The sequence below is a fragment of the Nocardia sp. NPDC051570 genome (assembly GCF_044454005.1).
Lineage (GTDB): Bacteria > Actinomycetota > Actinomycetes > Mycobacteriales > Mycobacteriaceae > Nocardia.
Genome location: NZ_JBITDI010000016.1, coordinates 73,157 through 87,636, shown reverse-complemented (window position 1 = coordinate 87,636; position 14,480 = coordinate 73,157). Strand labels below are relative to the sequence as shown.

The following is a 14,480-nucleotide window of genomic DNA, read 5'->3' as shown; positions in this document are numbered from 1 at the left end:
TGGCTCAATCTCCTGTCGACCAACGCCCGAGGGCGTCGTTGATGATCCGGCCGATCTCGGCAATCGGACCGGGTTGGGTCATATCCTTGTGTTCGCAGTCGATGTCATGGTTTTCGATCATGCCGCTGAAGTACGGCCGCCACAGGTCGTGAGTGGCCTTGGTCGCCGGATTGCGGGCCGCGGTGAAGAACAGCAGATTCCCGTCCACCCGGATCTGGCGCGGTTCGGATTCGAGCACCACCGCATTGGCGAAGTTGTCGATCATGGCGCGCGGTGTCTCCTCGGTGATGCCCGCCAGCGCACTGCCCTCACCACGCAGGATGTCGACCACCTGCCGACGGGTGAGGGTTCGGCCGTCGGTGAGCAGCGGCGCCGGATCGTAGCCGACCATGTACAACAGCGCCGCCAACGCATCCTGTTCGGTGGGAATGGACGGCCAGGCATCCGACGGGAAGGAGTCGAGCATGGCGACGATGCCCACCTCCCGCCCCCGCGCCTGCATCTCCGCGGCCATCGCATGCGCCACGACACCGCCCAGCGACCAGCCGACCAGATGGCAGGGGCCTTGTGGAGCAACGGATTCGATGTAGTCGAGGTATTCGACCACCATGGCCTCGAGGGTCGGGGGTGGCGGCGCGGCGGTGGCCAGATTCGTGGCCTGAATGCCGTAGAGCGGATACCGCGCATCGACATGGCGCAGCAATCCGGCGAAGCCCCAGCTGATTCCACCCGCCGGATGGAAACAGAACACCGGCGTCGCGTCGCCGCTGGTGCGCAGCGGCAAGAGGACTTCGAGTCCGGAAGTGGTTGCCGCCGAACCGGAATCGAGGGCCGACACCAGTTCCGCGGGAGTGGGCGCGGCGAAAAGCACTGCGACGGTGGCGGTGACGCCGAACTCCCGGGAGATCTCGGCCATCATCGCCGCCGCCAGCAGCGAATGTCCGCCCAGATCGAAGAAGTTGTCATCGATCCCCACCGCGTCCACCGCCAGTGCGCGGGCGAACAAGCCACATACCGTCTCCTCGCGCGCGTTGCGCGGGCCCCGGCCGACGATGCGGTGGGCGATCTGCAGGGCCGGGAGGTTGGCCATGTCGACCTTGCCATTGGGTAGCCGGGGGAATTCGTCCAGGGCGACGAAGGTCGACGGCACCATGTAGTCGGGCAGTCGGCTCGCGCAATGGCGCATGAGCGCATCGCGATCGAGTTCGGTGCCCGGCGCCAGGGTCAGATACGCGACCAACCGATCGGTCACGACCTGGACCACCACATCCTCGGTCCGCGGATCCGCCGCGAGCACCGTCTCGATCTCGCCGAGCTCGATCCGGAAGCCGCGCAGTTTGACCTGATGATCGGCGCGCCCGTAGTAGTAGATCTGCCCGTCCTCGCCCCACCACACCAGATCCGAGGTGCGATACATGCGCGATCCGTCCGCGGCGAAGGGATCGGCGACGAACCGCTCCGCGGACTTGCCGGGTTGATTGCGGTAGCCCCGCGCGAGGGAGCCACCCGCCAGATACAGCTCCCCGATACCACCCACCGCCACCGGCCGCAGCCAGCTGTCGAGAATATAGGCGCGCTTGCCCGGGTCGGGATATCCGATCGAGACCGGCCCCCGATGATCGGCCCGGACCAGTGCCAGGGTGGCGTTGACCGTACATTCGGTGGGGCCGTAGGCATTGAACAGTCGACGCCCCCGACCGTAGCGGCCGATCAGTGCCGGGGTGAGTTTCTCCGCGCCGAGCATGAGATCGATGCCGGGTGGCAGGTCCGCATCGGGGGGGAACGCGGCCGCGAAAGTCGGTGGGATGCCGACGAAGTTGGCGCGGTGGCGGCTGATCACGTCCAGCAGCGGAGTGCCCGGAAGCCGATCCTGCTCGCGGGCGATGATCAACGTGCCGCCCGAGCAGATTCCCCACATCACCTGCCAGAAGCCGAGGTCGAAGCTGATCGAGGAGAAGTGCAGCGCCCGGGTGTGCGGCCCCATCCCGATCACATCCCGTTGCAGCGCAAGCAGATCCACCAGTCCGCGATGGGTGATCTCGACGCCCTTGGGCACGCCGGTGGAGCCGGAGGTGTAGATCACATACGCCAGATCGTCCGGTCCCGGCGCGCGGCGGCGGTGCGTCTCGATCGGCGTAAGCCGTTCCCCGGTGCGCGATTCCGCGATCTCGTCCGGATCGTCGAGGATCAGGCTGGGTCGGCAGTCGGCGAGCATATGCGCCAAACGCTCCGGCGGATAACTCGGATCGAGCGGCAGATATGCCGCGCCGACGCGCAGCACCGCGACCAGCGCGACCATGAGTTCCGGCCCGCGGGGCAGCTCGAGTCCCACGATATCGCCGGTGCCGACCCCCTGCGCCGCGAGCCGATGGGCCAGGCGGTTCGACCAGTCCAGCAGTTCGGCGTAGGTGAGCGCGGTCGCGCCGCATTCGATGGCCGTCGCCGTCGAGGCCTGCGTCGCGATCGGAACGAAGATCTCGGAGAACTCGACCGGCGCCAGGTCGTGTGGCCGGATGCCGAAGTGCCGCAGCCGGTTCCGCTCGTCCTCGTCGAGTGCGCCGATCTCGGCGATGGGCACATCCGGTGCGGCCGTGAGGCGTTCGAGCAGCAGGGCCACCCGCGCGAGCAACGCGGTGGCCGTCGGCTCGTCGAACAGCTCGGTCGAATACTCCAGGGTGGCGGTGATTCCCGAGACGTCCGGCAACTGCGTGAATCGCACGGACGCCTCGAACTTGGCGGTCTCCGGCGCGATCGCGCGGACCGTGACCGGGTGGTCGCCGAATGCCGGTGTGGCCGAGGGCTCTTCCCAGTGGGTGAGCATGACCTGGAACAGCGGATGCCGCGATCCGGACCGCGGCGGGTTCACCGCCTCGACGACGGCGTCGAACGGGGTCCGCGCGTGATCGAAGGCCGCGACATCGGCGGCGCGGACATCGGCCAGCAGTTCGAGGAAGGTCCGTTCCTCCCGCACGGCGCAGCGCAGGGCCACGGTGTTGACGAAGCATCCGACAAGTTCGTCCGCGGCCGGATGGTCGCGGCCCGCGAACGGGGTCCCGATGCTCAGGTCCAGGCCCGCCCCGGTGCGCGCCAGCGCCACGAGCAGGGTGGCGTGCAGCACCGTGAAGGGGGTGACTCCGGCCCGGCGGGCCATCGCGAGCACCGCCCGGTGGATCTCGGGCGGCAGTCCACGGTCGATGGTGCGACCGGCGTGGGTCGGCAGGGCGGGACGCGGCCGGTCGGTGCGCCAGGACAATTCGTCGGGCGCGCCCGCGAGATAGGACCGCCAGAACTCGGCGTCGTTATCGTTGGAGCCGTCGGTGAGCTGCCAGTGCGCGAGTTCGCGGACGCTCGGGCCGGTTTCGGAGTCCTGTCGCGGCAGCGGCCGTCCGTCCAGGCGTGCGGAATAGGCGTCGGCCAGCTGCCGGACCAGGATCCGCCGGGAGAACTCGTCGCCGATGATGTGATGCATCACCACGCCGATACCGTTGCCGGACACGAAGAATCGCACGCCGGGCGCGAGTTCGATATCGAAGCCCGCGGCGAGCGCGTCGGTCAGCGCCGCGTCCAGATCCTCGACGTCGGTGATATCCGGCGCCGAGGACGCCACCTGTTGCACCGGTCGCCCCTGGATCACCGGGAATCGCGTGCGCAGACTCTCCTGTGCGCGCACCACATCGCCGATGGCGGCCCGTGCGACCACGGGATCCAGCACGCCGACGCCCGCGCCGAATTCGATCGCGAAACCCACCACATAGGTTGCGGGACCGTCGTTTCGATCGAGCAGCCAGATGCGATGCTGCGCGGGTGTGAGGTCCACCGGCGCAAAGGTTTCCAGTCGCTCGACGGGCCGGATCGTCCGACCCGGACTGCCGGTATCGGCCAGCGCGGTGAGCGCTCGCGGCGTCGGATGGTCGAAGATATCGCGGAAGCGCAGCCGGTCCAGCCCGGGGATCGTCGCCAGCTCGCGCAGCAGGGTGACCGCATGCAGCGAATGCCCGCCGAGGTGGAAGAAGTTGTCGCCCGGACCGATTCGGTCGACACCGGTCACCCGTGCGAAGGCCGCGCACACCGATCCGGTGAGTGGATCGGTGATCTCCTCGGCGCCCGTGCCGTGTACTCGAGGCTCGGGCAGGGCACGCTTGTCGACCTTGCCGTTCACCGTGAGTGGGAGGGCGGGAAGGACGACGATCATCGCGGGCACCATGTAGTGCGGCAGTCGTTCGGACAGATATCGCCGAATCGGTTCGGTCGACCGCGAATCCGCGGGGCCGGTGACGTAGGTGACCAGTGCCTCGGCATCCTTGGGCAGGGGCCGCGGCACGGTCACCGCCGCCGTCACGGTGGGGAATCCGATGGCGACGGCGTCGATTTCGGCGGGTTCGATGCGGAATCCGCGCACCTGCACCTGGTCGTCGCCGCGACCGAGATAGACGAGGTCGCCGTCGGCGGTGAGGGTCGCCAGGTCGCCGGTCCGATAGAGGCGCCCGCCCGCGGCGAACGGGTCGGCGATGAAACGGCCCGCCGTCAGGCCGGGGCGGCCGAGGTAGCCGTCGGACAGGCCCGGTCCGGCGATATGGAGTTCGCCGACGGCGCCGGGCACCACCGGCCGCAGTGCGGTGTCGAGCAGATAGGCGCGCAGGTCGGCGATCGGCGCGCCGATCACCGACTCCTCCCGCTCGGTATCGCCGAGGCCCACCGGGTACGCGGTGACGTGCACCGTCGTCTCGGTGATGCCGTACATATTGATCAGCCGCGTATCCGGAGCGAATTCCAGCCAGGGCCGCAGCGCGGCGGGGTCCAGCCGTTCGCCACCGAAGACGATGGCGCGCAACCGATTCGAGCCCAGTTCGCGCAGCTCCGGAATCAGGGCCCCGAATGCGGAGGGGGTCTGGTTCAGCACGGTCACCCCGGAGTCGACGATCAGGCGCGCCATCGCCCGGGTGTCCCGCACATCGGTGTCGGTGGGGACCACCAACGCCGCGCCGTGCAGCAGCGCACCCCAGATCTCCCATACCGAGAAGTCGAAGGCGTAGGAGTGGAACAGCAGCCATCGATCCGCGGGCCCCTGGCCGACAACGGATTCGGTGGCGCTGAACAGCCGCGATACGGCATGGTGGCGCACGGGCACGCCCTTCGGTGTTCCGGTCGACCCCGAGGTGTAGATGACGTACGCCGTATCCGGCGCCAGCCGCCGAGCGTGCCGATCGTGTATGGCGATGCCCGAGATATCGACGGTGGCAGCGATTTTCGCGTCGGCGACGATGAAGTCCGTGCGTGCCGAAGGGGAGTTCGGATCGGTGGGCAGGTATGCCGCACCGCTGCGCAGGACGCCGAGGATCGCCGCCACGACCTCCGGGCCGCGCGGCAACGCGATCCGGACCAGATGGCCGGGACCGATGCCGCCGGCACGCAGCGTCTCGGCGATCTGTTCGGATCGCGCGCGCAGCCGGGCGTAGGTGACCGGCGGTCGGCCGGATTCGATCAGCGCGGGGTGGTCCGGCCGCTGCGCGGCGACGGTGTCGAACGCCGTGATCAGACTGCCGCCGCGGGCGGCGGTGGCGACCGGGCCGCGATCCGTGCCGGTCGCGCGTCGCCAGAGCGTCGTATCGGCCTCGGTGCCGAATCCCTGTCCGCTGAGGTAGCGGGCGAAGCGATCGGCGTGCAGGGCGAGATCGGTGGTCGAATAGGTGGCCGGATTGCCCGCGAATTCGACGACGAGTTCGGAATCGTCTGCCGCGCTGGCGTTTCGGGTGATGCGTAGGGAGATGTCGGCGATCGGGCCCTCGGCGAGGACTTCGGTGTGTGCCGATGCGCCGGGCAGGTTCAGGGTCGGGGTGAACGGCATGATGTTGAGCAGCGGACCGCCGCTCACCGGGGTCGGGGCGGTGGTGTCCCGTTGTCCGCGTAGCTGTTCGGCCGCGGCGGCGACCAGCGACTGGTCGATGCCCGAGGACTTCCGGAGCCGATCGCGGTCGAGAGCCGGGAAGTCGAGGGTGGTCAGATAGGCCTGCGCGAGCGGTGTCCGCCACTGCGCCAAGGCCTTTCGCCCGAGTACGGGCAGGTCGACGCGGACCGAGTCTGCGGTCCGCAACAGTGCGGTGTAGCCGACCACCGCCGCCAGCGCGGTCGCGATCCAGTCGTCCGCCGCTATCCGGACCGACCGGCGGGCGCGCACCGGTAGGGGTTCGGGTGCGGCGCGGCGTCCCGACCAGGTCGCCGCCGGGGCCGCCTCGGCGCGGTCCGGTTCCGGAATCCGGCCCTCGGGCTGCAGATGCGATAGGGCCGGGAAGGTCGCGGGCGGTATCTGCTCGCCGCGTGACAGGGCGGTGTAGATCTTCTCGACCCGCTGCCGCAGCAGCGCGAAGCCGTATCCATCGAGGAGTAGGTGGTGCGCCCGGAGATACCAGGCGATCCGGCCGTCGCCGAGATGGATGAGCGCGGTGCGCAGCAGGGGTGCGCCCAGATCGGCCGCATCCTCGCCGACCGCCCGGATATCGTCGGTCATCAGCGCCCGGGCCGCGGCCTCGTCCACGGCGTCGAGGCGTTCGACCCGGATCCGCCGATCCGGATCGACGATCATCTGGGGATCGGTATCCTGGTCGGCGAAACGCACTGCCCCCAAGTAGGATTCGTCGATGGCCCGGGTGATGGCGGAATCGAGGTGCGGCAGTTCGAGGTGACTCGCGCTGTCGAACCAGGTGACCTCGGCCGTCCGATATGCGGCCGGGTCGGGGGATACCTGATGCCCCAACCACAACTCGCGCTGCGCCGCGGTCAGGCTGAAGCGTTCGGCACTTCCGATCGGGCGCAAGCTCATTGCCACTTCCTCTTAGATTAGGCTAACCTCTGTAACGCTTGGGTAGCCTAACCTAACAACCTCCCAAGTGGTACTTGCTCATGCGGGGGTAGCCCGGATCGGCCTCGTCCGAGGTCTGTACTGAAAGCACGGTTGAATTGGAAAGCCAACACGGTGTGTACGACGTGATCGGCGTGGGTGCCGGACCGTCGAATCTCGCACTGCTCGCCGCGATCGATGAACGCGCCGCCGCCCGCCCGACCAGCGCGATGGTCTTCGAGCGCCGTCGGAGTTTCGGCTGGCACTCCGGCATGTTGCTGGCGGGGGCCACCATGCAGATCTCGTTTCTGAAGGATCTCGCCACCCTGCGAAATCCCTTGAGCCCCTATAGCTTCGTCAACTATCTGTCCGCTCACGGCCGGCTCGTCGATTTCATCAACCACCAGACCTTCTTTCCCACGCGGGTCGAATTCGCCGACTATCTGGAATGGGTGGCCTCGACCGTGCGCTCGCCCATCGTGTACGGCAGCGAGGTCGTCGAGATCGAGCGCTTGTCCGAGCGGGAGCGGGCGCGATTCCGGGTTCGCGTGAACGGCCCCACCGGTCCGGTGACCAAGCTGGCCCGCACCGTGGTGGTCGCGACGGGATTGCGGGAATCGCTGCCGTCCTGGGCCACCCCGGGGCCGCGGCTGTTCCACAACTACCGGCTACTCGACAACCTCGAGCAGATCGCGATACCGGACGATGCGCGTCTGCTGGTGGTGGGAAGCGGCCAGAGTGCCGCCGAGGTGGTCTCGTATCTCTATAACCGCTATCAAGGGGCGACCGTCGAAAGCGTGTTCAACAGCTACGGATTCCAACCGGCCGACGACAGCCCCTTCGCCAATCGCGTCTTCGATCCTCAGGCCGTCGATCGCTTCTATCACGCCTCCGACACGGTGCGCCGGGATCTGCTGACCCGGCACCGCACCACCAATTACTCCTGTGTGGATCTCGACCTGATAAAGGAGTTGTACGCCATCGAATACTCCGAGGCGGTGACAGGGCGGCGGCGATTGGTGATTCGTCCCGCGACCGAGGTGGTGTCGGCCCGCACGACCGACGGCTCGGCCGACGGCCCGATCGATGTCACCGTGCGCGACCGCATGACGGGTACGACCACCACCGCCACCTATGACGTCGTGATCTGCGCGACCGGCTTCACCTCCTCGGGCCTGTCCGGGCTCGCGACGTTCCCGGATCTCGAGGGAACGGTTTCCCTCACAAGGGATTACCAGGTCCGGGTGGGGCAGGAGACGATCGCCGGACTGTTCGTCCAGGGTGCGGACGAACCGACGCACGGACTCGGCGCGACATTGCTGTCCAATGTCGCCGTGCGTGCCGGCGAACTTCTCGATTCCATTGAAAAACTGACCGCGGACACCGACTCGTCCGCCGCTCTCCTCGATCGGGTGGGATGAACATGCGCATTGTGACATTCGGCTTCCAGACCTGGGGTCATCGGACGCTGCAGGCCATTATCGGCTCCAAACACGAGGTCGTGCTCGCGGTGACGCATCCGCCGAGCGACAATCCGTACGAGCGGATGTGGAACGACTCGGTCGAGGAACTCGCCCTCGCGCACGGAATTCCGGTGCATCTCGCCAAGCGCCCGGATGACGAATTGCGGCGCGCCGTGGAGGAGGCCGATCCGGATCTCATCGTCGCCAACAATTGGCGTACCTGGCTGCCGGAGGATATCTATCGCAGGCCGCGGCTGGGCACGCTCAATATCCACGATTCGCTGCTGCCCAAGTACGCGGGCTTCTCGCCGCTGATCTGGGCGCTGATCAACGGCGATCCGCAGGTCGGGGTGACCGCGCATCTGATGGACGAGCGCCTGGACGCCGGGCCCATCGTGGCGCAGGTGGCCGTGCCCGTCGGGCCGGCCGATCGCACCGTCGATCTGTTCCACCGGACCGTCGGTGAGATCGAGCCGCTGCTGTTGCATGCGCTCGATCTCCTGGAATCCGGTACCGCACAACCGATTCCGCAGAATCCCGCGGATGCGACCTACTTCCACAAGCGATCCGAACGGGATTCGCATATCGACTTCGGCTGGCCGGCCGAGGTCATCGAACGCCTGATTCGCGCGCAGTCCGATCCGTATCCGAATGCCTTCTGCTACTTCAAGGGTGAGCGGTTGCGGGTGCTGTCGGCCTCGGTCTCCAACACTCGTTACGGCGGTACGCCCGGCCGGATCACCGTCGAGGATTCCGGCGGTATCGCGGTCACCGCCGGTCCGCAGGCGTGGAGCGGCGCGAATCGGGCGCTGATTCTGCATCGGATCCGCACCGACGACGGCGTCGAGCACGATGCCCTGGCCTATCTGGGCAATTCGGGTGGGTACCTTGAGTGATCCGGTCGGTTCGCGGCCGCGGGCGTTCGCGCTCGCGCCCGAACTTCCCGTGTCGACGGCCCAGCCGTGTATCGATGAGACCACCACGGCGCGGCAGCTCGTTCTGCGAGCCATGATCGCGCATCGGCGCTTGATGATTCCGGCGGTCACGCTGTCGGTGCTGCATCAGGTGGGCGAGATGCTGGTTCCGGTCGTCGTCGCCCAGGCCGTCGACAGCGCGGTGGCGACCGGGGATGTCCGAGTGCTGGCGGGCTGGATCGCGGTGCTGGCCCTGGTCTTCGCGACATTGAGCCTCAGCTTTCGCTTCGCGTCCCGATTGGGTTGGCTGGCAATGAATTTCGTCGATCACTCGCTGCGTATGCGGGTGATCGACCGGATCTTCGATGCCGCCGGTCTGGGTGGTCCGTCCCGGCAGCCGGGTGAGTTGCTGTCCATCGCGACCGTCGATACGCAATCGGTCGCCCGGGCCAAGGCGGCGCTGATCTATCCCTTCGGCCAGCTGGTCGGGATTCTGCTCGGCGCAGCGATTCTCGTGACCATCTCCTGGCCGCTGGGCGTGGCGGCGGTGCTCGGCGCGGTGATCGTGGTCGTCGCCTCCGATCGCATCGCCGCACCGGTCGCCAAGCGCATGCAGTCGCAGCAGGCCGCCGCCGCCTCCGCGGCCGCTTCCGCCGCCGATATCGTGGCCGGGCTGCGCGTGATCCGTGGTATGGGGGCCGAGCATACGGCCTTCGCCCGGTATCGGCGCGCGTCCCAGAATGCCTTGGCCGCAACCCATTCCGCGAACCGTGCGGCCGCGCTGCTGTCGGCGCGGCTCAGTGGGATCGGGGGGTTGTTCGTGGTCGCGATCGGGGTCTACGCGGCCGCGCTCGCGGTCGACGGGCAGTTGAGCATCGGCGAGCTGATCACCGTGATCGGCATATCGCAGTTGCTCATCGACCCGATGAGTTCGCTGGGAAAGATGTTGGGGCTGTTCTGGAATGCCGGTCTGGCCAGTGCCGGACGCATCCTCGCGGTGGTCCAGGCGCCGCCGCTGTTGCCCGCCCCCTCGATCACCGGGCCCGCATCGATACCCGCCGCGACCGAACTGAGCTTCGAACTCGGCGATCGGAGGATCGCGCTGAGGTCCGGTACGTCGATGGTGGTGTCCGCACCGCATTCCGATGTCGCTCCACTGGTCGCGGGCCTCGCGCTCGAGGGACCGGTGACGCGTGGCCGGATTCGGCTGGGCGGAGACGAATTGGTGGATCTGGGACCCGCCGAGGTCCGGCGCCGCATGGTGGTCGCGCCGCATGAGGCGCAGCTGTTCGAGGGCACCATTCTCGAGAATGTGACCGGCGGCGACGCCGGGGCGCCGACGGCCGCGCAGGAGCGGGCGCTGTTGGCCGCGGGTCTGGGTGATGTGCTCGCCGCGCTGCCCGACGGTGTCGAGACTCCGGTCGGCGAAGGGGGATTCGACCTGTCCGGTGGGCAGCGGCAGCGGGTGGCGCTCGCTCGCGCCCTGATCGCCGATCCCGAAATCCTGGTCCTCGTCGATCCGACCACCGGTGTCGATTCGGTCACCGAAACCGCCATCGCCGCAGCCGTTGTCGCGCTGCGGGCGGGCCGATCCACGCTGGTGCTCACCTACTCCCCGGCCTGGCGGGCCGCGGCGGATACCGTCGCCGATCTCGCTCCGGACACCGTGGGGGTCGGCCGATGAGTGAACAACTGACCGTCGCATCCCCGGCGCAGGTGCGCCGGGTCGTGCGCGCGCAGCTGCGGGGTCAATGGCCGGCGGTGGCCGGGGCCGCCGTCGCGCTCACACTCGCCGCGGCGGCGGCATTGATTCCCCCGGCGCTCATGGGCGCCCTGGTGGATCTGGTCGTCTCCCATCGTCGGATCCCCGGACTGGGCAGCGGCTCGGGCGCGGTGTGGCGGGCGGGCGGGGTGATGGCTCTCGCGATGGTCGCGTCGGCCGTCGCGGGCGCCTATGGATTCCTCACCAGTGCCCGCATCGTCAGTTCCGTTCTGGCGGCGTTGCAGCAGCGAGTGGTTCGCGGGGCCCTCGGTCTGCCGCTGGCGCGGATCGAGAAGGCGGGCGCGGGCGATGTGGTCTCCCGCACCGCCGAGGATGTGGCCACGGTCAACCAGACGATCGGTGAGGCACTGCCACTGGTCACCGGGTCCGGATTCGCCGTGGTCGTCACCCTGGCCGGAATGGGTTCGCTGGATTGGCGATTCGCGGCGGCGATGCTGATCCTGGTTCCCATCTACTGGCTCGGGGTGCGGCAGTATCGGCGCGACGCGCCCGAGGTCTACGCCGGTGAACGTGCCGAACGCGCCCGGCGGGCGGGGGAGATCCTGGCCTCGATCCGGGGGCTGTCGACCGTGCGCGCCTTCGGACTCGAGCACCGGCAGCGCGTCCGGATCGCCGAGCACTCCTGGTCGGTTGTGCGCCTGTCGGTGCTGACCCGGGTCTTCGCCAATCGGCTCAGCGGGCGCGTCAACCTGGCCGAATGGGTGGGTATGAGCACGCTGCTGATAACCGGTTTCGCGCTGGTGCGAGGCGGGTCGGTGACCGTCGGCGCGGTGACCACGGCAACCCTGTTCTTCATGCGGCTGTTCGGACCGATCGGACAGCTGCTGTTCCTGGTCGATCAGCTGTCCTCGGCCGCGGCATCCCTGCGGCGAATGGTCGGCGTCGCATTGGAATCCGCCGATGCCCTCGACCGCTCACCCGCCGACGGTGCCTCGGTGGTCCCGGACGCACGGCCCGGACTGGCATTGCGCGATATCGGTTTCGACTACGGCCGCGGCCCCGTGCTGCGCGAGGTGACCGCGCACTTCCCCGCGGGAACCACCACCGCCATCGTCGGGACGTCCGGCGCGGGCAAGTCGACCCTCGCGGCCCTGATCGCCGGGATCCGGGAACCGGGCACCGGGACGATCACCATCGGCGACACCGATGCGGGCGATCTCGATCCTCGCCTGCGCGCGCGTCAATTATGTTTGGTCACACAGGAAGTGCACGTCTTCGCGGGATCGCTGCGCGACAACCTGACCCTGGTGACCCCCGACGACGCACCACCCGACGACGCCGCGCTGCGGCGGTCCCTGACGGCCGTGGGCGCGGCGCACTGGGTGGCCACGCTCCCCGACGACCTGGATACGGTGGTCGGCTCGCACGGCCATGCCCTCACGGCAGTACAGGCCCAACAGCTCGCCCTGGCCCGGGTCCTGCTGCTCGACCCGCCGGTCCTGCTCCTGGACGAGGCCACCGCCGAAGCAGGTTCGGAAGGGGCCGGAGAACTGGAGCGCGCCGGCTGGCAGGCGACCCGCGATCGCACCGCGATCGTCATCGCCCACCGCCTCACCCAGGCCGAACAGGCCGACGCGGTCCTGCTGATGCACGAGGGCCGGGTAGCCGAACGCGGCACCCACACCGAACTCCTCGCCGCGAACGGCCGCTACGCCCGCCTGTGGCGGGCCTACGCCGGGAATTCGTGATCTACCCGATTCGCGGTGTGGCACTCGCTCCCCTCAGGCGAGTGCTACACGGCGCTGTCAGCGGTTTCCTCTGTGCGGCAACGGTGTTCGACAGCACCCGCCATGCGGCGCGAGCATCGGAAACTAGCCTTCGGGATAGAAGAGGAACAGCGTGCAGCCGGTGGTGGTCGCGGGCACATGCCACGAACCGGCCGGGGCATGCAGGAATGTGCCCACCGGGTAGTCGCGTGCACCATCGTTGAACGTGCCCGCGACCACGTACACCTCCTCGGGGCCGGGTTCGTGGACATCACGGCGCGGCCATGACGTGCCCGGATCCATCTCCAGCACGTTGGCGTGCGCGCCGGACGGCCCCGTCCAGAGTGGGCGTAGCCGTATACCGGGGAAGAGTTCGCGGGCGGGCGATTCGGTGACGCGGACAGAGGTATAGCCCTCCTGGGCAAGGATCTCGGCGTGCATGCCTGTCACGATGCCGGGCGCGGGCTACGTCCGGACAGTGTCGACAAAGACACTATGGGGTACTTTCCTGCCATGCATCGCGTGGTGGTCATGGTGCGGCCGGTGCAGTCGACGTTCGAACTCGGCTGCGCTGTCGAAGTTTTCGGTACGCAGCGGGCCGGTGTGCCGCAGTACTACGAGTTCGAGGTGTGCACGGAGACGCCCGGCCCGGTGCCGACGACCGCCGGGTATGCGATCTCGGTCGCGAAGGGTCTGTCGGCGCTCGCGTCCGCCGACACCGTGCTCATTCCGGGGTGGATGCCGGTGGAGGCGCCGCTGTCGGCCCGCGTGCGGCGGGCATTGCTACAGGCTCACGCTCATGGGGCCCGGCTCGTCACGATCTGCTCGGGAGTTTTCGCGCTGGCTCGTACGGGACTGTTGGACGGCCGCTCGGCTACCACGCACTGGTCGCGTGCCGCACAGTTGGCCCGGGACTTCCCTCAGGTGCGCGTGGAGCCGGACATGCTCTACGTCGACCATGGCGATGTCGCCACCAGCGCCGGAGCAGGCGCGGGCATCGACCTGTGCCTGCATCTCGTCCGGCAGGACCACGGCGCCGCGCATGCCGCCCTCCTCGCGCGGCATATGGTGCTGCCGCCGCACCGCGAAGGCGGTCAAGTCCAGTACATGCCAGCTCTCTCGACCGCGGACACGGTGAACGGCCTCCTCGAATGGGCCGGCGCGCGCCTGGCGACTCCGTTGTCGGTGAGCGATATGGCCGCGTATCTCAGCATCTCGCCCCGCACATTGGCTCGGCGCTTCACCGATCAACTCGGCACAAGTCCCGGCGCGTGGCTGCTGTCCCGCCGAGTGGCCGAGGCACGCACGCTGTTGGAGGAGACCGATCTGCCGGTCGAGGCCATCGCGGCCCGCGTCGGCCTCACCTCGGCGGTCAACCTGCGCCGCCGCTTCCGCGCTCAGGTCGGCACGACTCCGGGCGGATATCGGCGAGCGTTCCGGGTTCCCTGATACAGAACGGGTCGTTCGGCGAATCGGGACAGCGCCTTCACCCCGCTATCGCCGGGCGAAAGGCGATGAATATCAAGAGGATACGGGGTTCTGCGACAGTTGGCGTTGCCCAGACAACAGCGCCTGAAGGAGCAGACAGATGTCCGGAGCATTGTGCGAAAACCCGAGCTGCCGCGGCACCGTGACGAGCGCGGCATCGCGTTCCAGGTCACCGGCGGGTGGCGGACGCGTATGTTCCGATTGCCTGTCGCGGTTCTTCGAGACTCTGCGGCAGTTGCCGGTGTTGTATGGCCGCTGTGGGGAGTTGTTGCAGGGGGAGCGTTCTCGGGG

At 68.4% G+C, this 14,480-nt stretch carries 7 protein-coding genes; 5 read left to right on the top strand and 2 right to left on the bottom strand.

The features are described 5' to 3' along the window. Positions 1–4: 4 nt before the first annotated feature. Complete coding sequence (locus ACIA76_RS32685) at positions 5–6,817, bottom strand: amino acid adenylation domain-containing protein (RefSeq protein ID WP_397157371.1); 6,813 nt, start codon at positions 6,815–6,817, stop codon at positions 5–7. Positions 6,818–6,972: 155 nt separating this feature from the next. On the opposite strand from ACIA76_RS32685, the gene ACIA76_RS32680 reads away from it, so the two are divergent. From ACIA76_RS32680 to ACIA76_RS32665, 4 genes are read left to right on the top strand one after another with little or no spacing between them, the layout of a single operon-like run. Further along, complete coding sequence (locus ACIA76_RS32680) at positions 6,973–8,256, top strand: lysine N(6)-hydroxylase/L-ornithine N(5)-oxygenase family protein (RefSeq protein ID WP_397157369.1); 1,284 nt, start codon at positions 6,973–6,975, stop codon at positions 8,254–8,256. 2 nt (positions 8,257–8,258) lie between these two features. Then, complete coding sequence (locus tag ACIA76_RS32675; RefSeq protein ID WP_397157367.1) at positions 8,259–9,194, top strand: methionyl-tRNA formyltransferase; 936 nt, start codon at positions 8,259–8,261, stop codon at positions 9,192–9,194. Continuing rightward, a complete protein-coding gene (locus ACIA76_RS32670) occupies positions 9,187–10,896 on the top strand; it encodes an ABC transporter ATP-binding protein (protein WP_397157365.1) in 1,710 nt (569 codons plus the stop codon). The genes ACIA76_RS32675 and ACIA76_RS32670 overlap by 8 nt, the downstream gene beginning before the upstream one ends. Continuing rightward, positions 10,893–12,683: an ABC transporter ATP-binding protein gene (locus ACIA76_RS32665; protein WP_397157362.1), complete on the top strand. Its 1,791-nt coding sequence runs from the start codon at positions 10,893–10,895 to the stop codon at positions 12,681–12,683. The genes ACIA76_RS32670 and ACIA76_RS32665 overlap by 4 nt, the downstream gene beginning before the upstream one ends. 123 nt (positions 12,684–12,806) lie before the next feature. Here the strand turns inward: ACIA76_RS32665 and ACIA76_RS32660 are convergent, their stop codons facing one another. Beyond that, positions 12,807–13,142, bottom strand: coding sequence for a cupin domain-containing protein (locus ACIA76_RS32660; RefSeq protein WP_397157360.1), 336 nt, complete (start codon positions 13,140–13,142; stop codon positions 12,807–12,809). Positions 13,143–13,196: 54 nt separating this feature from the next. Between ACIA76_RS32660 and ACIA76_RS32655 the strand changes: the two genes are divergently transcribed. Beyond that, complete coding sequence (locus tag ACIA76_RS32655) at positions 13,197–14,150, top strand: GlxA family transcriptional regulator (protein ID WP_397157358.1); 954 nt, start codon at positions 13,197–13,199, stop codon at positions 14,148–14,150. The last annotated feature ends 330 nt before the right edge of the window (positions 14,151–14,480 follow it).